Source organism: Geovibrio sp. ADMFC3 (assembly GCF_054687035.1).
In genome coordinates, this window is sequence record NZ_BAAFZG010000002.1 from 2589362 (window position 1) to 2612920 (window position 23559).

Below are 23559 nucleotides of genomic sequence, written 5' to 3' on the forward strand. Positions count from 1 at the left end.
TTGTCAAATTGTGCTTTGAGGTATTACAAACTTTTCAGTTGTGTTGTAGACTCAAAATTGACCGGAAGGATGACAGCACGTCTCCCCGGAAACACGGAGTATTTTGATGCTGGGGAACGGAATAAACATAGCCGTGGTGGATATAGGAAGCAACACTGTCCGCCTTCAGGTTTCACAGGTTAAAGATAAAAGCTACAGAGTTCTTGAGGAATATAAGGAGTCTGTCCGCCTTGGTGACGAGGTTTTTGAATACGGCATGATCACAGAACCTGCGCTGAACAGGCTTTTGCAGAGTCTTAAAGAGGTGCGGGCAATCATTGATAACTGGAAAGTTCATCAGGTGAGGGCTGTTGCTACAGCGTCTTTCAGGGGCGCATCCAACTACAGTGAAGTGATTCAAAAGGTGACGGATGTCTGCGGTTTCGGCGTTGAGATGATTAGCGGCGAGGAAGAAGCCCGCTACACATTCATAGCCGCTTCGGCAAATTTTCAGATAAGCAAGTATCATGCTCTGGTGCTTGATATAGGCGGAGGAAGTGCCGAGTATTCCGTTGTGAACAAAGGCAGACTTGAAAAGGCGCACAGTGTTGAGCTGGGCTGCAACAGGCTTACCAAAAAGTTTATCAAAAGTGACCCTGTGACAAACACTGAGTATCAGACCCTCAAAGACTTTCTGGTGAAAGAAGTCCGGAAGCTGAAGCTCCCTAGAACAATAGATCTCCTGATCTGTACCGGCGGTTCAATGGGCAACCTTTCGACTATACATTATCTTGCCTGCGGACAGAGGGCTGACAGAACAGTAAAATATCTTGAACGCAAACATCTGAAAAAACTGATAAATGACATACGCAACAAAACCATAGCAGAACGCATACAGATTCCCGGCATGGAAGAGAAAAGGGCGGATATAATTCTTGCTGCTGCCATGCAGGTCGATGCGGTGCTTGAGGAAACAGACGGCGAAGGTCTTTACACCCTGAGCGGCGGTCTGCGAAGCGGACTTACTATCGATACTATCAACAAAATGGGGCTCGAGCTTCCTTTCCAGTCGAATATGGATAATGTGCGCCATTCACGCTTAATTGAGATCGGCAACAAGTTTTCTTTTGAAGAACGTCACGCAAGGCAGGTGACAAAACTTGCCCGCAAACTGTTTGACGGCCTTCACGCAGAGCTTGGGCTTGATAAAGCCGACTGGGCAGTGCTGGAAGCTGCGTCCCTTCTGCACGATATAGGTAACTATATTTCCTACTCAAGCCACCATAAGCATTCCCAGTATCTTATAATGAACTCTGACCTCATGGGATACAGCCATGACGAGATAATAATGATAGGCAATATAGCCAGATACCACCGCAAAAGCCCGCCGAGGCAATCTCACAGGTATTTCAGAATGATGACCGGAGACGGGCAGAGAAAGATAGCCGCCATGAGTGCTGTTCTTCGTGCAGCAGACGGTCTGGACAGATCCCATAAGTCTCTTGTTCGTGATTTAGAAGTTCTTGTAAAACCAAAGAAAATTGAAATAAAGCTTATTTCCGACCATAATCTCTCTCTGGAGAAAAAGAAGTTTGAAATGAAAAAAGATCTTCTGGAGGAGATAAGCGGGAAGGAGCTTATTATTTTATGAAAAACGGTCTTTTTGCCACGATCAACATAGGCGCAAGTGCGTTCAGAATGCAGATCTCTGAATTTAATGACGGGCATGAGCGGATTATGGAGACCCTTGTGAAGCCTCTGGGTCTGGGTAAGGATACTTTTACGAAAGGCTATATAACGCTGGACAGTGTGTACAAAGCAACAAACATTCTCCAGATGTTTCGTCATAAGCTTGATGAATACGGTATAAAAAAGAACTATAAATGCGTCTGCACCAGCGGGGTCAGGGAAGCCAGAAACCGCTATTTTCTCATAGATCATGTGATGAACAAAACGGGGCTGAAGCTTGAAATTATAGATCCGTCAGATGAGATATACATCAAATACATAGGCGTAAAGAACGATATAAAAGGCTTTGAAAGCTATGAAAAGAAAGGTGTTCTCTTTGCTAATATATCAAGCGGAAACGTGTCCATAAACATACTCAAGGACGACACCAGCATATTTTCCGGCTCTCTTCCCTACGGCAGTCTCCGTCTTCGTCAGCTTTTCAAAGGAATACCTATACACAGCCGCTACAAGGCATACAATCAGTATGTGGAGACTATGTTCAACACAATAAACTCCTCCCTTGGGGGAGCTTCAAAAATAAAGTATCTGGTTTGCTCCGGCAGCTCTGTAAATACATTGCAGTTTATTTTCAGCCCGAAGGTAAACTACTTTCACCGCACAGAGCTTGAGGAGCTTTATGAAAGAGTGAAGGACAAAACCTCACAGGAGAATATGACAGCACTGGGCATAAGGATAAGTGAGGCAAAGGTGCTTGTGCCGATGCTTGAAACATACCTGCGTCTGATGCAGTTTGTCGGGACAGATAAGGTGCAGTTCAGCCGTAAATCGTTCCCGAACGTGCTTACAAGGTATTATTCAAACAATATACGTGACAACGGCTTCCGCAACAGGCTCCGCAACACCCTCTACTATCTTGGCAGACGTTATAACTTTGATGAACCACATTCAAAGGTGGTTACTGATTACTCCGTGCAGATATTTGACGCATTGGGTGATCTGCACAATCTCGGAATGAACGAGCGGATGCTTCTTGAGGCGGCGGCTATTCTGCATGACATAGGCTATTATATTGATGCCAGAATGCACCACGAGCATTCCTACTACATTGCCAAAGCCTTTGATATGCCAGGACTTGATCAGGAGCAGATAAAGATAATAGCTTTCCTTGTGCTTATGCACAGGGTGGGAACAGATGAAAGCACAGAAACCAGACTTTCTTATCTGAATATGGAAACACAGCTTACCATCAGGAAGCTGGTGAGTATACTCCGCATTGCAGATGCGCTTGATACAAGCCATATGCAGCTTGTGGAGACTGTGGATGTGGACGTGCAGAGCAGTAAAATAATAATCAAGGCACGCACAAGAAAACATGCCTACCTTGAGAAACTTGGATTTGACCAGAAAAAAGATATGTTTCTGGAAACATTCGGCATACCTGTCGAGCTGGAAATGAAGGTGCTTTATGAGTGATTATAAATTTATTAACAGGGAGATAAGCTGGCTTCAGTTTAATGAGCGGGTTTTAAGAGAGGCTGAGGACAGCAGTGTGCCCCTCCTTGAAAAGCTGAAATTTCTGGCAATTTTCTCATCCAATCTGGATGAGTTTTTTATGATTCGTGTCGCAGGCATATATGACCAGATAGATGCGAAATACAGCATAAAAGATGCCTCCGGACACACCCCTAAAGAGCTTCTCGGAAAGATTTCCGAAACAGCACACAGGCTTGTGAAGGATCAGCAGAAGATATTCAGAAAAACCATAAAAGAATGTGCCAAACACCATATAGTGATTCAGCCGGAGATAGACGGAGAACTTTCGGATATTGTTGACTCAATATTTAATGACGAGATTCAGCCGTTGATCTCTCCTGTCACTCTGAGTGCTGCAAATCCTTTTCCGTTTATATATAACCTCCGTCAGTGTATTTTTGTTAAGCTGGAAAAGGGCGGAGAAACCCACTATTCGATCATTATTATTCCTGAAAATCTGCAAAGGGTGTTTAAAATCCGTCTCCACAGAACCTACTGTGTCACCAGTGAGGAGATAATAGCCCGCTCTCTGCCGCAGGTGTACCCCGGATACACCGTTGTGGACAGTTATATGCTGCGCCTTACCAGAAATGCCGACCTCACTGTTGAAGAGGACGAGGCGCAGGATCTGCTTAAGCTGATCGAGAAAAAGCTTCCTTCCCGCAAGAAGGGGAATGTTGTGAGAGTTGAGCTTGATAAAACAGCACCGGATGAGGTGCTTAAGTTTCTTCAGGCGCATATAGGTTTTGATAATGAGGATGTGTATATCGTTGATAAACCGTTGGATCTCACGTTTCTTTTCTCCGTTGCTGACAGTAACCCGGAACTTTTATATCCCGAACACAAGCCTTTTGTACCTTACGGGCTCACCGCAGATGAAAATATATTCGACAAGCTGAAAGAGCGGGACTATGTGTTCTACCGTCCTTACCATGATTTCGGCTTCAATTCTGCTCTGATACGCCGTGCGGCACAGGATGACAGCGTTCTTGCCATCAAAATGACCCTCTACAGGGCAAACAGAGGCTCAAGCATAGTGGAATCACTGGCAGAAGCTGCAAGGAGAGGCAAGCAGGTCTGTGTGGTTATAGAGCTTAAGGCGCGTTTTGATGAGGAACGTAATGTCGGCTGGGCAAAAAAGCTTGAGGATGCGGGCTGTATAGTCACATACGGGATACCGGGTCTGAAGATTCACTCCAAGAACCTTTTGATAATCAGGAAGGAGCCGCAGGGGATAGTCCGTTACAGCTATCTTTCAACAGGTAATTTTAATGAAGCCACTGCGAAAATTTATACTGATATAGACTACATAACGTCAGATGAAAAAGTGGGGCAGGAATGCTCAAATCTCTTTAATCTGCTGATGGGATATACCGACTATGCTGACTGGAACCGCATCAGTGTTGCACCCACCGGGCTTAAAAGCAAGCTTTTGTCTCTTATTGATTATGAAATAGAGAATGCCCTTGCAGGGAAAAAAGCTGAGATGATTATTAAGATAAACTCCCTGATAGATAAAGAGCTTATCATGAAACTTCATGACGCTTCCCGTGCAGGGGTCAAGATAGAGATGATTATAAGAGGCATCTGCGGCATGACTGCGGGTGTGAAGGGGTTAACGGAGAATATCAGTATCCGCAGTATCATAGGGCGCTTCCTTGAACACCCCAGAATCATCTACTTTTACCATGGCGGCAAAAAACGTCTCTTCATATCCACTGCGGACTGGATGGAGCGTAATATGCACTCAAGGGTTGAGCAGCTTTTTGAGATAACAGACAGCAATGCGAAAGACTTCATGATGACTATCCTTTCAAGCAACCTGAAGGACAATACTAAGGCGTGGGTTCTGGAAGGGGAGATATACAGAAAACTCAAGCCGGAAGCAGGAGAAGCCCATCACAATACACAGGAATTTTTCATAGGGAAGCAGATAGGGCATTGACGGTCTTCAAATTCTGTTGTCTTTTAATCGGGTGTAGTATATCTTAATAAGAGTAAAAATACCTTATTAAGGTTGCGGCTATGGCAAAGATGTGCAAGCTTTCAAAACAGGAACGAATGGAAAAACTGGACGGCGAAAAACCCAAGTTTATCTGCAAATGCGGCAAAGAAGCAGCGAAGGAAAAGCATTTGTGCAAGCCAGAAAGAAAGTAGAATCTCTGCAAAATAAAAGGGGCTTGATAACCAAGCCCCTTGATGTCATTTAAATTATTTGCCTGTTTTAAGCATTTCCCAATATTTTTCATAGATGAGTATAGCGTCACCCACATCTTCCTGAAATTCGCCTTTTGCAACAATAGCATCTGATGGGTAGGAGGTGGGGTTGTTTCTTACCTCTTCATCAAGGAGCTTTTTACCTTCCCTGTTGGGGATGGCGTAGCCTATCTCTTCACTGATTATTTTTGATATCTCAGGTCTGAGGACAAAGTTGATGAAGGTGTGAGCCTCATTTATATTCTGGGCGTTTTTGGGTATTGCAAAGTTGTCCATCCAGAGTATTACGCCTTCTTTAGGGTAAACGTATCTCATGGAGGGCATCTCTTCCTGTGCGAGGAATGCTTCGCCGTTCCAGTTCATTCCGATGGTAACTTCACCGTTGATGTAGGGCACTTTCGGTGATTCGGAGTTGAATGTGCGGACAGCAGGCATAAGCTTTTTAAGAAGTTCATATGCCTCTTTTATTTCGGATTCCTTTATAGTGTTGCCGGAGTAGCCGAGCTGAACAAGCGCCATCTGAAATACCTCTCTCACGTCATCAGTGAGGAGTATCTTGCCTTTGTAAGCCGATTTCCAGAGTATGCTCCAGCTATCAACTTTTTCCTTAACCTTATCAGCGTTGTAAGAAAGCCCTGTGCTGCCCCAGAGGTAGGGAATGCTGTAGTCATTGTTTGGGTCATAGGGTTTGTTAAGCAAGCTTTTTTCAAGGTTTTTGAAGTTTGGTATCTTGTTTTTGTCAATCTTAGTGAGGAGGTTTTCCTTCCTCATTTTGCTCACATAGTAGGTGGAGGGGACAATCAAATCGTATCCCTTGCCGCTTATGAGCTTAACTTTGGCGTACATCGCCTCGTTGCTGTCGTAGGTGTTGTAGATAACCTTGATCCCTGTCTCTTTCTGAAACTTCTGAAGAACCTCTTCAGGCATATACTCCGACCAGTTGTACAGGTAGAGTTCCTTTGCCGATGCCGCAAGGGGCATACACATTACAAGAAGAAGCGCAATAGTCTGAAAAATTCTCATTTTCTCTCCCTCATCAAGAATTGCGACGTCATTACCATGACGAGCGAAAACAGTAATATAATCGCACAGAGTGCGTTTATTTCAGGCTTAACGCCCAACCTAACCATTGAGAAGATACGAAGCGGCAAAACCTCGTACCCCGGACCCGTTACGAAGAAGGAAACAATCACATCATCAAGGGAAAGGGTGAAGCTAAGTAGCCACCCGGCGGCGACAGCAGGCAAGGACATGGGCAGGATTACGGATTTGAATATCCGCATCTCGTCCGCTCCCAGATCCTTTGCAGCCTCTATTACATTTTTGTCGAATCCGCTGAGGCGTGAGTAGACAGTTACAACCACAAAGGGGATCGAAAATGTTATATGCGATACAAGAAGTGTCCAGAAACCGAGTTCAATTTTTATGGAGGCAAACAACACCAGCAGAGAGATACCCATGACAATATCCGGAGACATAATCACAACGTATACCAGAGCATAAAGAAGCTTTTTGCCGAAAAAACTGTATCTGTAGAGTGTAACTGCGGTCAGTGTGCCGAGAACTGTTGCGGCGCTTGCCGAAAGAAACGCCACAGTAAAGGAGTTTATCGCAGCGTCAATCAGCATGGTATTAGAGGCAAGCTTACTGTACCAGTCAAGGGTGAAGCCCTTCCACCCCGTCATATACTTTGATGAGTTGAATGAGTTTACCACAAGGATAATGACGGGAATATAGAGAAACAGGTACACCATCAGCATGTACATGCTTTTGAATAATCTGTTCATATGCCGCCCCTCTCGCCTGATTTCTGCACAAGCTTTGTACTCTTGTAGTACACAAGGAGCAGAACAGCCATTATACCGGACAGAACAACACTCACTGCTGAACCGAAAGGCCAGTCACGGGCTGAGAGGAACTGATTTTTAATCAGGTTGCCTATCAGCAGCTCCTTTGCACCGCCCATAAGGTCCGGTATGTAGAAGAGGCAGAATGACGGAAGGAAAACCAGAATACATCCGGCAATTATACCGGGCATAGTCAGGGGGATTATAACTTTAATAAAAGTCTGTATTTTATTTGCGCCGAGGTCTCCCGCTGCTTCAATATACACCTTGTCCAGTTTTTCTATACTGGCGTACAGAGGAAGAATCATAAACGGAAGCAGGGAGTAAACCATGCCGATTGTCACCGCTGTTCCGGTGTAGAGCAGTTCCAGCGGCTCGCTGATTATACCTGTTGCAAGCAGAGTCTTGTTGAGAAGACCGTTGGTTTTCAGCACTATCATAATTGCATAGGTACGTATAAGCGAGCTTGTCCAGAAGGGGATTATGATCAGCATAAAAAGTATATGCTTCACCCTGCCTTTAAGCCTTGCCAGCCTGTAGGCGAACGGATAGCCCACTAAAAGGCAGATCAGCATTGAGATGAAGGCAAGCCTGAAAGACTCTGCAAATACTGTGAAATAGACACTTGTGAAGATTCTCTGGTAGTTCTCAAGGGTAAAGGAGAAAGTGACAAAATTGTTTTCATGCCTCTCCAGAAAGCTGACAGCGAATACAAGGATATTGGGAACGAAAACAAATATAAGAAACCACAATGAGATTATGGATATAACAATTGTTTTAAAGAGGCTTCTTTCATTCATTGACCAGAACCACCTCCCATCCGTCAACCCAGCTTATGGCAACATCCTGCCCGAGTTTATAGTCAAATTCTTCATATTCCTCGTCAAAAAACTCGCTAGCCAGAAGCTTCTTACCGGAGGGAAGCACTATGATCGATTCAAGGGTGGCTCCCTTGTATGTTGTTTCTTCCACACGCCCGAAAATGGAGCCTGCTTCGGGTTTTTCAGCCTTGGCGAGTTCCTCTACACGGAGATCCTCCGGACGGAGCAGAATGCTGACTTTAGAGCCCTCAGCAGGGCGTTTTTTTGAATGGATCTCGCAGGAGAATCCTTCTATTTTACAGGCAAATCCGTTATCAGTATGTTTTTCCACAACAGTATCAAGCACATTTATTTCACCCACAAAGCGGGCAACAAAAAGATTCGCCGGCTGTTCATATACCTGTTTCGGAGTACCTGACTGCTGAATTACCCCTTCCTCCATGACTATCACACGGTCAGACATACTGAGTGCTTCTTCCTGATCGTGGGTTACGAATATGAAAGTGATTCCCAGCCTGCGCTGAAGCTGTTTAAGCTCCACCTGCATCTGCTTGCGGAGTTTGAAGTCAAGAGCAGAAAGAGGCTCATCAAGAAGCAGTATCCGGGGCTTTTTCACCACCGCACGGGCTATAGCCACCCTCTGCTGCTGTCCGCCTGAAAGCTGGCTCGGTTTCCTGTCTGCGTAATCAGACATCTTCACCATACGCAGTGCGTCATTGACCTGGGCTTTTATTTCAGATTTCGGCATTTTGTCCATATTCAGCCCGAAAGCCACATTTTCAAAAACTGTCATGTGGGGGAAGAGGGCATAGCTCTGAAAAACAGTGTTAACGTGTCTTTTATTGGAAGGTTGATCTGTAATATCACTTCCTGCTAGCAGTATCCGCCCTTCATCGGGCTGCTCAAAGCCCGCAATTAAACGGAGTATGGTAGTTTTCCCGCATCCGGACGGACCAAGAAGTGTAACAAATTCCCCATCGGATATGGAGAGATTGAGATTCTTCAGAATGGTATTCTCGCCGAACGATTTTGTTATGTTGGTCAGTTCTATTACTGGTGAGTTCTGTTTCATTCCGCAGTATTTACAGGAAATGTATAAACTATGTCAAGTTTTTCAGTTGAGTCATTGTAACATATTGCAGTTTCTTGACAAAAACAGCGTGCAAAAATCCTGTTTCATGTGTGAAAAACTGCATTTAAGACTCCTTTATGAAGGTGGTTTTGTTGGAAAATGCTGTATTTTTAAAAATGATATGGTAAAATGAAGGCTAAATAGTGGAAAAATACAAAAATATTTAAAAATAATATTTTTAGAAGCAAGGGATTTTTAAAGAAAAAGCGCTGACCGAATATTTTCTTCAACCTGCGGTTAACTTTTGTCTGAAAATATTTAAAACATCGTTAATCTTTTTTGATGTTTCTGTATGACTGTGATTGATTTGGTGTTCAATAATGATTATAGGTGTTTTTAATAGTGTTTTTATTCTTTCTTTATCAGTTATTTAACAAAAATAAAACTGTTCTGTTTTTTGTATGATTTTATTGTTAAATTATACACCCATTATTAAATGGTAAGTGATTGTTTTAGTGATGAAAAAGTTTTAATTCTGTCTTGAAATGCCGTTGGAATGGTGTATTGTGAAGAACAAGAGGTGATGCAATATGGAACAGAAAACCCGTTACGGTGTGGGTGATATTTTCAGGATTTATGACAGAGCGCTGGAATCCTACAGAAATGTCATTCTTGTCAGGATAATTATTACGGAAGAACACTTTTATCTTCTGAGCATGCACTCTTTCGAGCCGTGGAGCGAAAGGGTTCTCAGTACAAAAGACATTTTTAAGAAGACTTCACTTACCATAGATGAAGTCAGCTACCTTGCCGATTCAGTGGATATTACATACCTCGGCAATGCTTATGAGCTTAAAGATGAGTTTGACAGCATGCTTCTGAATAAGGTTGCAAAGTAAAAAAATAAAACAATTTTTTTGAAGAATAAATAGCGGTTAAAAAAGCTGTCCCATGGGGTGGCTTTTTTGTTTTTATGCACAAAAAAAGGACTTAGGTACGTACCTAAGTCCTTTTTTAAATGGGATATGTAGGGCTCGAACCTACGACCTACTGATTAAGAGTCAGCTGCTCTACCAACTGAGCTAATATCCCGTAAAAACTCTTCACGTAAATGAAAAAAGGAAACTGTCGTTATGAAAACAGTTCCCTCTCAACATCTTATGGAGGTAATCGGGATCGAACCGATGACCTCGACACTGCCAGCGTCGCGCTCTCCCAGCTGAGCTATACCCCCGTTACGAGATTGGGATTATATTAAATTTTCATGGATTTGCAACAAAAAATATTCCCATGAAGGCAAAAAAACTTTTCAAGCTGCTCTCTGTCCTCAGAAATCTTCTCTTGCTATGCCCAGCTTTTCCATCTTGCTGCGAAGTGTGCTGGGCTTCAGACCCATTATTTCCGCCGCTCCTTTTTTGCCGTTTATGCGCCCGTTGGTGAATTTAAGTACTCTTCTTATGTAGGATGCTGTATTTTTATCCATTGTTTCCGGCTGGTTCTGTTCAGGTAAATGCTGGGTTTCAGGTTCGGAGTGTCCGCCTGTTATAGAGTCAAATGTGAGAACACCCCCCTTGAAACGGATGATCTCCCGCTCTATAACGTTGGAAAGCTCCCTGATATTGCCGGGCCATGGGTAGGAAGTGAGCTTATCCAGAGCGCCTACTGCTATGGCAGGCGGTGTGTGAAGACCTATTTCTCTGCTTGTTTTGTTCACAAGGTATCTTGTCAGAGCAGGTATGTCCTCTCTTCTGCTTCGCAGAGGTGGGATGTTGATTGGGAATACATTGAGCCTGAACCACAGATCTTCCCTGAAAGTTTTTTCTTCCACCATTTTTTCAAGATTTCTGTGTGTAGCGGCAATTATGCGAATATCCAGAGGGATTTGCTTTGAACCTCCCACACGTTCAAGCTCTTTATGCTGAAGGATTCTAAGCAGGCGCACCTGAGCCTGAAGGGGCAGTTCACCTATTTCGTCAAGGAAGATTGTTCCCCCGTTTGAGCGTTCAAAACGTCCTCTTTTGATGGCTGACGCACCTGTGAAAGCGCCTTTTTCATGTCCGAACAGTTCACTGTCTATGAGAGATTCGGGTATGGCTCCGCAGTTTACTTTGATAAAAGGTCCTCCGCTTCGCGGTGAGCCGTAATGTATGGCGTTTGCGATAACCTCTTTGCCTGCGCCGGTTTCTCCAAGGAGAAGCACTGTATTATTCAAAGGAGCGACCGAGCGCACCTGCTCCATTACATCCCGCAACCCGCTTAGGCTTCCTATTATATCGTCCGAAAACTGCGGGCTGAGTTCTTTTTGAAGAAATCTGTTGTCGTCTATTAGCCTGTCTCTGTAGCTGAGAATTTCCTGATGAGCCAGAAAATTGGCAAGGGCAATTGTAAAAGGTTCAATTATGCTTTCCACAAGCTCAAGGTGGTTTTTATTGTATATTCCGTCACCCAGTGAGCGCAGAGCGAGGGAGCCTATTTTCTTTCCGTCTATATGCAGAGGAATAGGCAGAGTGGACTTGCCTTTGTTATTTGTGATTGATGCCATTTTAACTGTCATCGGGTTGTGGTTTTTTGAATCAGCCAGAAGAGGGTTGAAAAGTGTCAGTTGCCATTCCCATATGTCTTTAGGCAGAGGGACAATTTCGTTTACTTCCTTTCGGGCGCTTTCCGGTTCGCAGGCGATAAGCCTGAGCGCTCCCATGCTTTCATCAATTGAGCTTAAAAAAAGAAAATCAAGAGGGAGGTATTCCTTCATATAATTATAGCAGCTTTTGAGTGCTGCTTTGATATCCAGACTGCTGCATATCCGAAGTGTCACTTCCCTGAAAAATTCATCTTTGCTGATGTTCATAACATCCTCTTTTTCTCTCGATATTTCGACACATTAGCATAGGTGTCGGTATTTAGATAGCAGAGTGTCGCTATTTCGTGACTATTTTTTGTCTGCCACCACCTAATTGCCTGATATCAAAGATTATGTTATTTACGGCACAATGATTGCATATATAACTCTGTAATGGAGGTATCCTATGGCAACTCTTCTCTATGTCACATGCAGTATAAAACCAAAAGGAAAGTCCAGAAGCATGATGCTGGGAGACTGGTTTTTAGAGAAATATTTGGAACTTAATCCGGATGATAGAATAGAAATAATTGATACTTATAAGGACCCTGTTCAGAAGTTTGACTGCGATGTAATGAATGGAATATGCAGAATGAGGGAAGGGGAGGCGCTGGGTTTTCTCTCTGATAACGAGCAGAACAAAATTGCAAAGATATATGAATCAGCTGATAAATTTGCCGCAGCTGATAAATATGTGTTTGTCACCCCTATGTGGAATCTGGGTTTTCCGCCTGAGCTTAAAATGTATCTGGACACTGTCTGTATACCGGGGAAAACATTTGTCCACACTGAAAACGGTCCGGCAGGACTTTTAAGGGGAAAAGGCAGAAGGTGTCTGAGCATACATTCCAGTGGATGGTACCACCACGGTAAAGAAAGTGATCACTCAGTACCTTACCTTAAATCAATAATGAGTTTTATGGGTGTGGAAGATTTCAGGACTGTGCTGCTTGAGGGTTTGGACGCAGAACCTCATATGGCAGAAATATATTTCGCAAATGCCATGAAGGCAGCAACAAAAGCGGCTGCGGAATTTTAGGAGAAATAGAATTATGATAAAAAACATCAAAGGATTTCATGTGCCTGCACTCGTACTGATGCTTATGCTCTTGGGCGGATGTGCCGGATACAAAGGAATCAGCACCTCTTCAAACATCAATGATGCTCCTGAACTACCGGAAATTTCATCGGAGAAAGGTATATGGCCGGATGAAAAATGGTGGGAGAAATATAACGACTCTCAGCTTAACAGACTGGTGGAAGAAACTCTGAACAATAACCCCACTCTTGGTGAAGCACAGGCGAGAATAAGAGAAGCCCGTGCCGCTGCGGGCATTGTGGATTCTGACAGATTTATTCAAGTAAACCTCGGAGCTGAGAGTATGTTTCAGAGGTTTACAGGCAACGGAAGTGTTTCGCCCGAATTTGCTGAAAAGACTGACACTGTGAACAGTCTGAAGCTTAATGCCGCATATGAGTTTGATCTCTGGGGAAAAAACAAAGCTGATTATGCAGCAGCGATGGGTATGGTGAAAGTTGCTGAAATAGACGCAGAAACTGCAAGACTTGCCCTCGCAGCAGAGGTTGTGCAGTCATACCTGCATCTGGATCTTGTTTGCCGTCAGGAGGCAATAAGCGTTGAGATACTTGGTATCAGCGAAAGGCTGACAGAACTCAGATCAAAGAGATACGCCGCCGGACTTGACTCCGAGCAGAGGGTAAAGTATTCGCAGAGGGATTCAGCAGCTGTTAAGGCAGACATCAGAGCATTGCAGGAGACTCAGGCTCTGCTGAAAAATAAACTGGGTGCCTTAACGGGAAAAGGACCTGCTGCAAGCGTTGATATTCATGCACCGGCAGTGTCCTATGACAAGGGTTTTTCTCTTCCTGCTTTTCTGCCTGTTGAGTTGATAGCAAGGAGACCGGATATAGCGGCACAGAAATGGCGCATTGAAGCTATGGAGAAGCGGATAGAATCAGCGAAGACCGATTTTTACCCGAATCTGAACCTGAATGCTTTTGCGGGCTTTGACTCAATAGGGCTGGAAAACCTGCTTAACAGGGGCAGCGGTGTGTTCGGCATAGGTCCGGCAATAACCCTTCCTCTGTTTAACGGAGGCAGACTTAAGAGCAGTCTGGCGGCAAGAAATGCAGAGTATGACACTGCTGTTGAAAGGTATAACACTCTTATAATAAACGCCGTGCAGGAAATAGCAGACTCAATTGCCTCGTGGAAATCCGCAGAAAGCAGGATCAGTGAATATGAGAATATTACTGAGAAACTGGCAGAAATCAAAAAACTTGCTGAAATAAGCTATCAGGGCGGACTTTCCAGCAATATCCCCGTGCTGGAAGCGGAGAGCGGGCTGCTGGCGGAAATGCTTTTTATGGAAAATATAAAAATACAGAAGGCTAATGCCGGTGTTGCTCTGATTACTGCTTTAGGCGGTGGTCTGACTCCTGCTGTACCTTCTGAAAACAAATAAACAAAACAGGTAATGATTATGGAAAAAACAGAAAAAAGTACATCAAACGGCAAAAGAACAAAGATGCTCATAATATTCACACTGGTTTTTCTGCTCATAGGGGGAGGATACGGGGTATATTGGGCACTTGTGGCAAGATATATTGAAAAAACAGACAACGCTTATGTTGCGGGAAATATTGTTCAGATAACTCCGCTGACTTCAGGAAAGGTCATCTCTGTTGAGGTGAATGACACTGACTATGTGGCAGAAGGCACAGTGCTTGCGAGGCTTGACAAGGCTGACGCTGAAATCTCCCTGAGAGAGGCCGAAGCGGTTCTGGCACAGACAGTTCGTCAGGTGACAACGCTTTATACTAATGACGGCGCTTTAAAGTCCGTGGTTGCCCAGCGTGAGACAGATTTAAGAAAAGCGGAGAAAGACCTCAGCAGGCGTCAGAGTCTCGCCGGAACTGGTGCGATATCCAATGAAGAGATAGAACACGCTAAAGATGCTGTCGCATCTGCGAGGAAGGCTCTTCTCACTGCGAAAGAACAGATGAAGGTTAACAGAAACCTGATCGAGAATACAGACCCTGATAAGCACCCGGAAGTGGAAAAGGCTGCAGCACGTCTCCGCGAAGCGCATCTGGCATGGGAGAGAACAGTAATAAAAGCGCCTGTATCCGGCTATATAGCAAAAAGAAATGTTCAGCTTGGTCAGTGGGTTAATACCGGTGAGCCGCTGATGGCGCTTGTACCTCTGGATCAGGTTTGGGTTGATGCCAACTTTAAAGAGACTCAGCTCAGGAATATGCGTATTGGTCAGCCTGTGGAGCTTGTAAGCGATATGCTGGGCAGCAGGGTGAAATATCACGGAACTATAGAAGGTTTTTCAGCGGGAACAGGTGCTGTCTTCTCTCTCATACCCGCACAGAACGCCACAGGCAACTGGATAAAGGTTGTTCAGAGGCTTGCAGTGAGAATCACTCTGGATAAAGAACAGCTTGCGGACAACCCGCTTCAGATAGGTCTCTCCATGGAAGCAGAGGTAAATACGGAAAATCTGGGCGGCAAGAGACTGACAGGGACAGAAACGGAACATTCCGGTAATTCCGGTACACAGACCGAAGAGGACATAAGCAGTGTCATAGGGCGGATTATAACGGCAAATACGGACAGACAGTAGTCTGCCGGAGGTTAAAATATGCAGAATAACACAGTTCAGCAGCATATTCCTTATACGGGTATGCGTCTGTTTCTTGCCACGGCTTCCCTTGGTCTTGCCACCTTCATGCAGGTTCTGGATACAACAATAGCCAATGTGTCTATCCCCGCAATATCAGGTGATCTGGGGGTGAGTACCACTCAGGGAACGTGGGTTATTACATCATTTGCCGTTTCCAACGCTGTGGCTGTTCCGCTCACAGGGTGGCTTACAAGGCGCATAGGGCAGATGAAGCTGTTCCTCGGAGCGCTTTTGCTTTTTGTTATTTCATCATTTCTCTGCGGGATTTCGTGGAACATTGAAATGCTCATTGGCTTCAGAATCATGCAGGGTTTTGTGGCAGGTCCGATGATTCCCCTTTCAATGTCGCTTCTGCTCCAGTGCTTCCCCAGAGAAAGGGCGGGGATGGCGCTTGCACTCTGGTCCATGACGGTGACTGTTGCACCCATAGCCGGGCCCATTCTCGGCGGCTGGCTTACCGATAACGTTTCATGGCCTTGGATATTTTATATAAATATTCCCATAGGGATAGCTTCGGCAGCGCTTACATGGGCAGTGATGAGGGAAAAAGAGACTCAGGCAGTGAAGCTCCCTGTTGATAAGGTGGGGCTTATTCTTCTCGCCGTGTGGGTGGGTTGTTTCCAGATTATGCTTGATAAGGGTAAAGAACTTGACTGGTTCAGTTCTCCTGCAATCATTGCTCTGCTGGTAATAAGCATAATAGCTTTTACGTACTTCATGATATGGGAGCTGACGGAGAAACATCCTATAATAGATTTAAGCCTTTTCAAGAACAGAAATTTCTCATCGGCGACCCTGACATTAAGCCTCGGTTACGGTGTGTTTTTCACAAATATAGTGCTTACTCCGCTCTGGCTTCAGACGAACATGGGTTACACAGCCACATGGGCAGGGCTTGTTACTGCGCCGTTCGGTCTGTTCGCCATAATTCTTTCGCCTGTTATAGGCAGAAATATGAACAGGGTGGATCCCAGATTATTTGTAACAGGAGCTTTCATATTTTTTGCATATGCTTTTTATATGAGATCAGGCTTTTCCACCTCAGTGGATGCACGGACAGTGGCGCTGAATCATCTTATTCAGGGTATAGGCATGGCAGCTTTTATGGCTCCTCTTAATGCAATAGCTGTTTCGGGGCTTACGCCGGACAGAATAGCATCAGCATCAGGACTCATGAACTTTGCCAGAATAATGCTTGGCGCTTTCGGTGCGTCCATCGGGACTACTGTGTGGGAAAACAGGGCGGCTATGCACCACTCTAATATAGCTGAAAGGATAACTCCCTACACCGATGCGGTGAAGATACCTCTTCACAGGCTTTCAGAAGCTGGGATCAACACTGATACCGCTGTGGGGATAATAAACTCAGAAGTTACCAGGCAGTCGTTCATGCTGTCTGTTGCGGAGATATATAAAATATCTGCATTTCTGTTTATCGTTCTGATAGGTGTGGTCTGGTTTGCCAGACCAAAGAAAATGCAAGCGAAAGCACCCGCAGCAGGACACTAAGGCTCACAGGGCGGGCATCAGCCCAGAAGCCCGTCCAGAACCTTTATCTCCCGCCTGGCGTATGCTGCCGTGGCGGGGTCATGGGTTACTACTATTATATTTTTCCCGCCATTGTTCAGCTCTGTTATCAGCTCCATTATGGATGCGGATGTTTCGCTGTCGAGCTGTCCGGTGGGTTCATCTGCAAGGATTATCTGCGGGTCGCTTATTAATGCACGGGCTATGGCTACTCGCTGCTGCTGACCGCCGGAAAGCTGGTTAGGACGGTTTTTTCTTTTATCTGCAAGCCCAACCCTGTCCAGAAGTTCCAAGGCTCTTTTTTCCATCATCTTCATGCTTTCTCCGCTGTAATAGGCTGGCAGAAGCACATTTTCAAAAACATTTGCGTGCTGGATGAGGTGGAAACTCTGGAAAACAAAGCCCACTGTGCGGTTGCGTATATGAGAGAGGGCGTCATCGTCAAGCCCTGCCACATCCTCGCCGTTAAGCAGATACTGACCGGAGGAAGGGGAATCAAGGAGACCGAGAATGTTCATAAGAGTGGTTTTCCCTGAACCTGAAGGACCTGTGACGGCTATGAACTCTCCTTTTTCGATCTCAAGGCTTATTCCTTTAAGCACCTCAAGTTCCAGCCCTTCCAGAATGTATTTCTTGCGTATATCAACAAGTTTTGCCAGTGCCATTAACTAAAACCCCTGTCTTTTTTCAGGAAGTATTATCTTAAGGGCAACCTCGTCGCCTTCGTTCAGTCCTTCTGTAATCTCAGTATTATTTTCGTCTTTAACGCCTGTTTTAACACTTACACGTTCTGCCGGATTTTTTTTATTTCCTGTTATTTTGTAGACAACACTTTCGGCTCCGTCCCACTTGACGGCACCGTTTTTTACGGCGAGAACATTCTCTTTCACTTCCTTGACTATGCGGACATGGGTGGTCATGTCTGTTTTAAGGAGAAGAGCGTCTTCCGGCGTTATACTTATCACAGCAGTGTAATAAACTATTCCTTCCTTGGTTTCGGGCTCAAGATATATCCGGCTTATTTTGCCCTGAAATCGTTTTTTGGGGTATGTATCCACAGTGTAGAACACATCCATGCCTTCGGAGATTTTCCCTATATCTGTTTCATCCACGTAGATCCACATCTCAAGCTTTTCCGGCTGAAGGATCGTTATCAGGTTTGCCACCTGCAAGCCCGCCACTATGGTTTCACCCTCGTCAGCGGCAACCTGTGTCACAACACCGGATATGGGAGCGTGTATTTCATAATAGGATCTTTGTACGAGAAGCTCCTGTAACCTGCCTTCCGTTTCTTTGATCTGATTTTCCAAAACCTGAACATCATTGACATGAGACGTTTTTATTTTGATTAATTCGGTCTTTGCGCTCTCAAGTTCCGCTTTGGCAAGTCTAAGCTCGTGGAGAGACTGATCAAGCTTTTCATCCGTGGATGCGTCCTGATCGTAAAGCTTTTTCTGTCTGTCATAATTACGCTGTGCCAGATGCAGATCCGCTTCACGCTTTTCTATATTTTTATTCTGAAGATCTGTGTTGACAGGGAAGAGGCTGACTTCTTTTTCCAGATTCGCCTTCATCGTTTTCAGACTGATGCGCATTGTTTCTATGTTTCGTTCAATCTCACGGCTGTCGATCTTGGCGATAAGCTGCCCCTGCTCGACTTTGTCACCAACCTTTACAGGCAGAGAGCTGATTAGTCCTGTAGCTCTGGCGCCGACCTCAATTTTAGCTCCCACCACAGGTTTGACTATACCCGTTGCCAGAAGCTGATCCTGAATAGTAGCTGTCTCTGCTTTAACTGTTTCAAGTATCTGAATCTTGCTTCCGCCACGCTTGGAGAAAAAAGCAAAGGCTCCTGCTCCAAGCAGTGTACAGGCAAGAATAATGGCAAAAGTTTTTTTCATCCCGTCAACCTCTTTTATGTAAACCATGAATATACAATTCTTCCGACAGTTCATAAACCTAAAAGTTTGTTTTCATAAATAATAATCTTTTGCTCCTTTTTTGAGCGCTATTGACAAGCCGGCTTTATCGTCATAATCTTAAAGGTTATATTATATAGGCACAAGACAGGAGACATATATGAATATTGTACTTGCGGACGGCAGTCAGAGGGTTCTGGACGAGGGCAGCAGTGTTCTTGACGCAGCCAAAAACATAAGCCTCGGACTTGCCAAAAAAGCTGTAGCAGGCGAAGTAAACGGCAAAGCAGTCGATCTCGGATATATTTTAAATGAAGGCGATAAGGTTAAAATAATAACGGAAAGCGATGCCGAAGGGCTGGAAATTCTCCGCCATTCCACTGCTCACCTTATGGCTCAGGCTGTGCAGAGGATTTATCCCGATGTGAAAGTGACCATAGGTCCTGTTATTAAAGACGGTTTCTATTATGACTTTGACACAGGCGAAATGAAATTCACCCCTGACGATCTTCAAAAAATTGAGAAGGAAATGGCTAAAATAGCCGCTGAAAAAATTGAAGTGCATAGAAAAGTCCTTACCAAGGAAGAGGCGAAGAAAGTCTTTAATGACATGGGTGAGAACTATAAAATCGAACTCATAGACTCCATAGAAGACCCCACAGTTTCCCTCTACGAACAGGGAGACTTTATGGATCTCTGCCGTGGACCGCACATGGACAACACTTCAAAGATCAAACATTACAAGCTTCTTTCCGTTGCCGGCGCATACTGGAGAGGGGACGAAAAAAATCCTCAGCTTCAGCGTATATACGGTACAAGCTGGTTTAAAAAGGACGAGCTTGAATCGTACCTCAATATGCTTGAGGAAGCGAAAAAACGTGACCACCGTAAGATTGGCAAGGAACTTAAGCTGTTCATGGTTGAGGATGAAATCGGAGCAGGATTCCCCATTTATCTCCCCAAGGGGGGCATACTTCGTGCTGTTCTTGAGGAATATGAGAGACAGGAACATTTAAAAAGAGGCTATGATATAGTCTATGGTCCTGCAATTCTTAAATCTGATATGTGGAAACGCTCCGGTCATTATGACAACTACGGCGAAAATATGTATTTCACCAAAATTGATGATGTTGAGTTCGGAATAAAACCTATGAACTGCGTCAATCATATTATGGTGTACAAGTCTGACCTGAGAAGCTACCGTGATCTTCCTCTTAAGCTTTTTGAGCTGGGAACTGTTCACAGGCATGAAAAATCCGGCGTACTCCACGGGCTTATGCGTGTCCGTGCATTCACTCAGGATGATGCACATGTTTTCTGTACACCGGAGCAGCTTAACGGGGAAATTGTTAAGATTATCGACTTCGTTACGGATGTAATGAATGTTTTCGGCTTTGAATTTGAGATAGAGGTCTCAACCAAGCCCGAAAAATATATTGGCAGTGACGATAACTGGGAAAAAGCAACAGAAGCTCTTTTTGAGGCTCTTAAAATTAAAGGTCTGCCCTATGAGATCAATGAAGGGGACGGAGCTTTCTACGGACCAAAGATTGACATCAAGCTGAAAGACGCCATCGGACGTTTCTGGCAGTGTGCCACAATTCAGGCTGATTTTAACCTTCCCGAACGTTTTGATCTCACATATATTGGCGAGGACGGACAAAAGCACAGACCAATTATGCTTCACAGAGTTATTCTCGGTTCTGTTGACAGATTTATCGGAGTTCTCACAGAACACTTTGCAGGAAGCTTCCCTCTCTGGATTGCTCCTGTGCAGATTAAGGTTATGAACATTACCGATGATTCTCTCGCAAGATGCAAAGAGATAGAAACTGCTCTCAGAGCTGAAGGTTTCCGTGTTCAGGGCGATTACAGAAACGAAAAAATCAACCTGAAAATCCGTGAGGCCCAGCTTGAAAAGATCCCTCATATGATCATTCTCGGCAAAAATGAGGTTGAAAACGGCACAATAACTGTTAGATTAAGGGACGGATCAAATAAAAATAATCTTGATCTTTCCGATTATATTAGTGTATTAAGAGGGCTTGACATTAATAAGTCACTCGAATTATGGAGGTGAGTCATACGCGGCAGACAGCAGCAATCGCTCGACAGAGAAAGGATCAACGAGGAAATAACATCCTCTGAAGTAAGGCTTATTCTTGATGACGGCAGTCAAAGAGGAGTGGTATCGATAAAGGAGGCTCTGGCATTAGCAGCCGAAGCCGGACTTGATCTCGTCGAGGTATCCGCAAGTGCGACACCTCCCGTTTGCCGTGTAATGGACTTCAGCAAATACAAATTTGAGAAGAATAAGAAGGATCGTGAGGCACGTAAAAAACAACGCCAGAATCAGATTGAGACAAAGGAGATAAAGTTCCGTCCAAAGATCGAAGATCATGACTACCAGACGAAACTGAGACACATCAGACGTTTCCTTGAAGAAGGAGACAAGGTCAAGCTTGTGATCCGTTTCAGAGGCAGGGAAATGATGTTTCAGGACAGCGGTACAGAACTTTTGAATAGAGTGACGCAGGACGTCACAGGCTTAGGAGTCGTTGAAAAGACACCTGAGATGCAGGGTCGTCAGCAGGTGATGATCATCTCGCCTGTTAACAACTAATTTTCGGAGGTAGGCTAATGCCTAAGATGAAAACCCATAAGGGCGCTGCCAAAAGATTTAAAGTTACCGGCAGTGGGAAAGTTAAGTACAAAAAAGGCTTTTTGAGGCACATCCTCACCTCAAAGAGCAGCGGAAGAAAGCGCGCATTGCGCCACCCTGGCATCCTTGAAGGACAAGACGCAGCAAACGTTAAAAAATTGCTGCCGTACGCTTAATGTAAGGAGGACGAACAGTGCCAAGAGCGAAAGGCGGGGTTAAAGCCCGCAAACGTCACAAAAAATGGCTTGAGGTCTCCAAAGGCTTTCAAGGCGCAGCGAACAATGTCTACAAAAAAAGCCGTGAGCAGGGCGAACGCGCACTTGCTGAGGCTTACAGAGGCAGAAAACGCAGAAAACGCGACTTCAGAACTCTTTGGATCATAAGGATCGGAGCCGCCGTAAGACAATACGGTCTCAGCTACAGCGCATTTATAGGTAAGCTGAAAGAAAAGAACATCACCCTCGACAGGAAATCGCTTTCTGAAATGGCTATCACAAGCCCCGAACAGTTTGAGCAGCTTGTTAAACAGGTAAATTCTTAAGAAAATTAAGAAAATTTATCTGTAGAAGGATACGAAAAAGGGAAATCTTAAAGAGGTTTCCCTTTTTTTATGCCCAAAACACAGGATGTGTTTTCGCCGTGCGTAGCGAAGGTTTGCTTTGCAAACCGCGAGCGTGTGCAAAAATCTGACAGGACGTGCGGATTTTTGCAGTAAGGTCAGATACGAAAAAGGGAAATCTTAAAGAGGTTTCCCTTTTTTTATGCCCAAAACACAGGATGTGTTTTCGCCGTGCGTAGCGAAGGTTTGCTTTGCAAACCGCGAGCGTGTGCAAAAAATCCGACAGGATGTGCGGATTTTTGCTGTAAAGTCAGATACGAAAAAGGGAAATCTTAAAGAGGTTTCCCTTTTTTTATGTCCAAAACACAGGATGTGTTTTCGCCGTGCGCAGCGAAGGTTTGCTTTGCAAACTGCGAGCGTGTGCAAAAATCCGACAGGACGTGCGGTTTTTTGCTGTAAGGTCAGATACGCAGCGAAGGTTCATCATTTCTGTTGTCATCAAATTAGAATGACTGTATCATAACATAGTTCTAATTGGAGGGCGTTTATGGATATGCTGGAAATTATCGCTGAAAAAGATGGGCACAAGGGCTATATAACTCTTAACCGCCCGGCAGAAAACAATACTTTTAATATAGAATTTGCATTACAGCTAAATAAAACACTGATTGATTTCGAGAAAGACGGCGATATTCGTGTAATCATCATAAGTAACAATGGAAAGCATTTTTCCGTGGGCATAGATCTTCATGTTCTTGAACAGATTACGGATGAACAGCTGTTTGAGTTTATTTCTTTGATGGATATGCATAATCACACAATAGCGAATATGAGTAAGCCCGTTGTATCTTCTGTGAAAGGATATTGCGTGGCAAACGGTGCAGGCTTAAGTTTCGCATGCGACCTAACCGTAGCGGCGGAATCTGCGGTATTCGGAACGACCGCAGTGAATGTGGGGCTTATATGCACAGGTCCCGGTATTCCTCTGACCAGAAATGTAGGCAGAAAGAAAGCTATGGAAATGGTGCTTCTCGGTGAGAGGTTTACGGCGCAGCAGATGTACGAACTCGGGCTGGTTAACTGGGTTGTGCCTGATGATGAACTTGAAAAGAAAACAGAAGAAATTGCCGATGCTTTGGCGCTGAAAAGCCCCCTTGCTGTTTCTGCCGGAAAACGTGGACTAAGCAAGTCTTATGATATGGGCTATCACGCTGCTGTAGACAATGGAACGAGGATTTTTGCAGAACTCTGCGCCACGGAGGATGCAGCTGAAGGTGTCAGAGCATTTCTTGAAAAAAGAAAAGCAGAGTGGAAGCTCTGCTGAGTCACATTATAACAGGCACATGCCTCCGCTGTTATGCGGAGGTACATGCTTGCTTTTTACACCTCTGTCGGTAC

General features: G+C 44.6%; 21 protein-coding genes and 2 tRNA genes. 14 read left to right on the top strand and 9 right to left on the bottom strand.

Features of this window, described 5'->3' with window-relative positions; genetic code table 11:
- Window positions 1-106: 106 nt before the first annotated feature.
- From ACYRYY_RS12645 to ACYRYY_RS12660, 4 genes are all read left to right on the top strand, one after another.
- The gene (locus ACYRYY_RS12645; RefSeq protein WP_460215964.1) at window positions 107-1630 is read left to right on the top strand and encodes a Ppx/GppA phosphatase family protein; all 1524 of its coding nucleotides are present in this window, start codon (window positions 107-109) and stop codon (window positions 1628-1630) included.
- On the top strand, window positions 1627-3144 hold the full coding sequence (locus ACYRYY_RS12650; RefSeq protein WP_460215965.1) for a Ppx/GppA phosphatase family protein: 1518 nt from the start codon (window positions 1627-1629) through the stop codon (window positions 3142-3144). The genes ACYRYY_RS12645 and ACYRYY_RS12650 overlap by 4 nt, the downstream gene beginning before the upstream one ends.
- Window positions 3137-5149, top strand: a complete 2013-nt coding sequence (gene ppk1 / locus ACYRYY_RS12655) for a polyphosphate kinase 1 (protein WP_460215966.1) — start codon at window positions 3137-3139, stop codon at window positions 5147-5149. The genes ACYRYY_RS12650 and ppk1 overlap by 8 nt, the downstream gene beginning before the upstream one ends.
- An 80-nt stretch (window positions 5150-5229) precedes the next feature.
- Complete coding sequence (locus ACYRYY_RS12660) at window positions 5230-5361, top strand: hypothetical protein (RefSeq protein ID WP_460215967.1); 132 nt, start codon at window positions 5230-5232, stop codon at window positions 5359-5361.
- Window positions 5362-5415: 54 nt separating this feature from the next.
- Here the strand turns inward: ACYRYY_RS12660 and ACYRYY_RS12665 are convergent, their stop codons facing one another.
- Genes ACYRYY_RS12665 through potA form a run of 4 tightly spaced genes read right to left on the bottom strand, consistent with a single transcriptional unit; the run spans window position 5416 to window position 9161 of the window.
- The gene (locus tag ACYRYY_RS12665; protein WP_460215968.1) at window positions 5416-6444 is read right to left on the bottom strand and encodes an extracellular solute-binding protein; all 1029 of its coding nucleotides are present in this window, start codon (window positions 6442-6444) and stop codon (window positions 5416-5418) included.
- Complete coding sequence (gene potC / locus ACYRYY_RS12670) at window positions 6441-7208, bottom strand: spermidine/putrescine ABC transporter permease PotC (protein WP_460215969.1); 768 nt, start codon at window positions 7206-7208, stop codon at window positions 6441-6443. The genes ACYRYY_RS12665 and potC overlap by 4 nt, the downstream gene beginning before the upstream one ends.
- Window positions 7205-8068 carry a spermidine/putrescine ABC transporter permease PotB gene (gene potB, locus ACYRYY_RS12675; protein ID WP_460215970.1) on the bottom strand — a complete coding sequence of 288 codons (864 nt, stop codon included), beginning with the start codon at window positions 8066-8068 and terminating at the stop codon, window positions 7205-7207. The genes potC and potB overlap by 4 nt, the downstream gene beginning before the upstream one ends.
- Entirely contained in the window at window positions 8061-9161 is a 1101-nt protein-coding gene (gene potA, locus ACYRYY_RS12680) for a spermidine/putrescine ABC transporter ATP-binding protein PotA (protein WP_460215971.1), read from the bottom strand. The genes potB and potA overlap by 8 nt, the downstream gene beginning before the upstream one ends.
- Window positions 9162-9751: 590 nt before the next feature.
- On the opposite strand from potA, the gene ACYRYY_RS12685 reads away from it, so the two are divergent.
- Window positions 9752-10060, top strand: a complete 309-nt coding sequence (locus tag ACYRYY_RS12685) for a hypothetical protein (protein ID WP_460215972.1) — start codon at window positions 9752-9754, stop codon at window positions 10058-10060.
- 120 nt (window positions 10061-10180) lie between these two features.
- Here ACYRYY_RS12685 and ACYRYY_RS12690 read toward each other — a convergent pair.
- The 3 genes from ACYRYY_RS12690 to ACYRYY_RS12700 all read right to left on the bottom strand — a co-directional run bounded on the left by ACYRYY_RS12690 (window position 10181) and on the right by ACYRYY_RS12700 (window position 12009).
- Window positions 10181-10253: transfer RNA gene (locus ACYRYY_RS12690), tRNA-Lys, on the bottom strand.
- 69 nt (window positions 10254-10322) lie between these two features.
- Window positions 10323-10395 (bottom strand) — tRNA-Ala (locus ACYRYY_RS12695).
- A 93-nt stretch (window positions 10396-10488) separates the two neighbouring features.
- A complete protein-coding gene (locus ACYRYY_RS12700) occupies window positions 10489-12009 on the bottom strand; it encodes a sigma-54-dependent Fis family transcriptional regulator (protein ID WP_460215973.1) in 1521 nt (506 codons plus the stop codon).
- A gap of 178 nt (window positions 12010-12187) precedes the next feature.
- Between ACYRYY_RS12700 and ACYRYY_RS12705 the strand changes: the two genes are divergently transcribed.
- From ACYRYY_RS12705 to ACYRYY_RS12720, 4 genes are read left to right on the top strand one after another with little or no spacing between them, the layout of a single operon-like run.
- Window positions 12188-12820 carry an NAD(P)H-dependent oxidoreductase gene (locus tag ACYRYY_RS12705; RefSeq protein WP_460215974.1) on the top strand — a complete coding sequence of 211 codons (633 nt, stop codon included), beginning with the start codon at window positions 12188-12190 and terminating at the stop codon, window positions 12818-12820.
- A gap of 13 nt (window positions 12821-12833) precedes the next feature.
- Entirely contained in the window at window positions 12834-14267 is a 1434-nt protein-coding gene (locus ACYRYY_RS12710) for an efflux transporter outer membrane subunit (protein WP_460215975.1), read from the top strand.
- An 18-nt stretch (window positions 14268-14285) separates the two neighbouring features.
- Window positions 14286-15434, top strand: a complete 1149-nt coding sequence (locus tag ACYRYY_RS12715; protein ID WP_460215976.1) for an HlyD family efflux transporter periplasmic adaptor subunit — start codon at window positions 14286-14288, stop codon at window positions 15432-15434.
- An 18-nt stretch (window positions 15435-15452) separates the two neighbouring features.
- On the top strand, window positions 15453-17003 hold the full coding sequence (locus ACYRYY_RS12720; RefSeq protein ID WP_460215977.1) for a DHA2 family efflux MFS transporter permease subunit: 1551 nt from the start codon (window positions 15453-15455) through the stop codon (window positions 17001-17003).
- 17 nt (window positions 17004-17020) lie between these two features.
- On the opposite strand, the gene ACYRYY_RS12725 is transcribed toward ACYRYY_RS12720, so the two are convergent.
- On the bottom strand, window positions 17021-17686 hold the full coding sequence (locus ACYRYY_RS12725; protein WP_460215978.1) for an ABC transporter ATP-binding protein: 666 nt from the start codon (window positions 17684-17686) through the stop codon (window positions 17021-17023).
- Between the two features lie 3 nt (window positions 17687-17689).
- Window positions 17690-18922, bottom strand: coding sequence for an efflux RND transporter periplasmic adaptor subunit (locus tag ACYRYY_RS12730; protein ID WP_460215979.1), 1233 nt, complete (start codon window positions 18920-18922; stop codon window positions 17690-17692).
- 178 nt (window positions 18923-19100) lie between these two features.
- On the opposite strand from ACYRYY_RS12730, the gene thrS reads away from it, so the two are divergent.
- From thrS to ACYRYY_RS12755, 5 genes are all read left to right on the top strand, one after another.
- Window positions 19101-21020: a threonine--tRNA ligase gene (thrS, locus tag ACYRYY_RS12735; RefSeq protein ID WP_460215980.1), complete on the top strand. Its 1920-nt coding sequence runs from the start codon at window positions 19101-19103 to the stop codon at window positions 21018-21020.
- A gap of 3 nt (window positions 21021-21023) precedes the next feature.
- A complete protein-coding gene (infC, locus tag ACYRYY_RS12740; protein WP_460216496.1) occupies window positions 21024-21563 on the top strand; it encodes a translation initiation factor IF-3 in 540 nt (179 codons plus the stop codon).
- Window positions 21564-21580: 17 nt separating this feature from the next.
- On the top strand, window positions 21581-21778 hold the full coding sequence (gene rpmI / locus ACYRYY_RS12745; protein WP_460215981.1) for a 50S ribosomal protein L35: 198 nt from the start codon (window positions 21581-21583) through the stop codon (window positions 21776-21778).
- 17 nt (window positions 21779-21795) lie between these two features.
- On the top strand, window positions 21796-22143 hold the full coding sequence (rplT, locus tag ACYRYY_RS12750) for a 50S ribosomal protein L20 (RefSeq protein ID WP_460215982.1): 348 nt from the start codon (window positions 21796-21798) through the stop codon (window positions 22141-22143).
- Window positions 22144-22708: 565 nt separating this feature from the next.
- On the top strand, window positions 22709-23485 hold the full coding sequence (locus ACYRYY_RS12755; protein ID WP_460215983.1) for an enoyl-CoA hydratase/isomerase family protein: 777 nt from the start codon (window positions 22709-22711) through the stop codon (window positions 23483-23485).
- The last annotated feature ends 74 nt before the right edge of the window (window positions 23486-23559 follow it).

Excerpts from the sequence above, each read along its gene's own strand:
- ACYRYY_RS12645 (WP_460215964.1), top strand. The coding sequence starts at position 107 with ATGCTGGGGAACGGAATAAACATAGCCGTGGTGGATATAGGAAGCAAC.
- ACYRYY_RS12650 (WP_460215965.1), top strand. The coding sequence starts at position 1,627 with ATGAAAAACGGTCTTTTTGCCACGATCAACATAGGCGCAAGTGCGTTC.
- ppk1 (WP_460215966.1), top strand. The coding sequence starts at position 3,137 with ATGAGTGATTATAAATTTATTAACAGGGAGATAAGCTGGCTTCAGTTT.
- ACYRYY_RS12660 (WP_460215967.1), top strand. The coding sequence starts at position 5,230 with ATGGCAAAGATGTGCAAGCTTTCAAAACAGGAACGAATGGAAAAACTG.
- ACYRYY_RS12665 (WP_460215968.1), bottom strand. The coding sequence starts at position 6,444 with ATGAGAATTTTTCAGACTATTGCGCTTCTTCTTGTAATGTGTATGCCC.
- potC (WP_460215969.1), bottom strand. The coding sequence starts at position 7,208 with ATGAACAGATTATTCAAAAGCATGTACATGCTGATGGTGTACCTGTTT.
- potB (WP_460215970.1), bottom strand. The coding sequence starts at position 8,068 with ATGAATGAAAGAAGCCTCTTTAAAACAATTGTTATATCCATAATCTCA.
- potA (WP_460215971.1), bottom strand. The coding sequence starts at position 9,161 with ATGAAACAGAACTCACCAGTAATAGAACTGACCAACATAACAAAATCG.
- ACYRYY_RS12685 (WP_460215972.1), top strand. The coding sequence starts at position 9,752 with ATGGAACAGAAAACCCGTTACGGTGTGGGTGATATTTTCAGGATTTAT.
- ACYRYY_RS12700 (WP_460215973.1), bottom strand. The coding sequence starts at position 12,009 with ATGAACATCAGCAAAGATGAATTTTTCAGGGAAGTGACACTTCGGATA.
- ACYRYY_RS12705 (WP_460215974.1), top strand. The coding sequence starts at position 12,188 with ATGGCAACTCTTCTCTATGTCACATGCAGTATAAAACCAAAAGGAAAG.
- ACYRYY_RS12710 (WP_460215975.1), top strand. The coding sequence starts at position 12,834 with ATGATAAAAAACATCAAAGGATTTCATGTGCCTGCACTCGTACTGATG.
- ACYRYY_RS12715 (WP_460215976.1), top strand. The coding sequence starts at position 14,286 with ATGGAAAAAACAGAAAAAAGTACATCAAACGGCAAAAGAACAAAGATG.
- ACYRYY_RS12720 (WP_460215977.1), top strand. The coding sequence starts at position 15,453 with ATGCAGAATAACACAGTTCAGCAGCATATTCCTTATACGGGTATGCGT.
- ACYRYY_RS12725 (WP_460215978.1), bottom strand. The coding sequence starts at position 17,686 with ATGGCACTGGCAAAACTTGTTGATATACGCAAGAAATACATTCTGGAA.
- ACYRYY_RS12730 (WP_460215979.1), bottom strand. The coding sequence starts at position 18,922 with ATGAAAAAAACTTTTGCCATTATTCTTGCCTGTACACTGCTTGGAGCA.
- thrS (WP_460215980.1), top strand. The coding sequence starts at position 19,101 with ATGAATATTGTACTTGCGGACGGCAGTCAGAGGGTTCTGGACGAGGGC.
- rpmI (WP_460215981.1), top strand. The coding sequence starts at position 21,581 with ATGCCTAAGATGAAAACCCATAAGGGCGCTGCCAAAAGATTTAAAGTT.
- ACYRYY_RS12755 (WP_460215983.1), top strand. The coding sequence starts at position 22,709 with ATGGATATGCTGGAAATTATCGCTGAAAAAGATGGGCACAAGGGCTAT.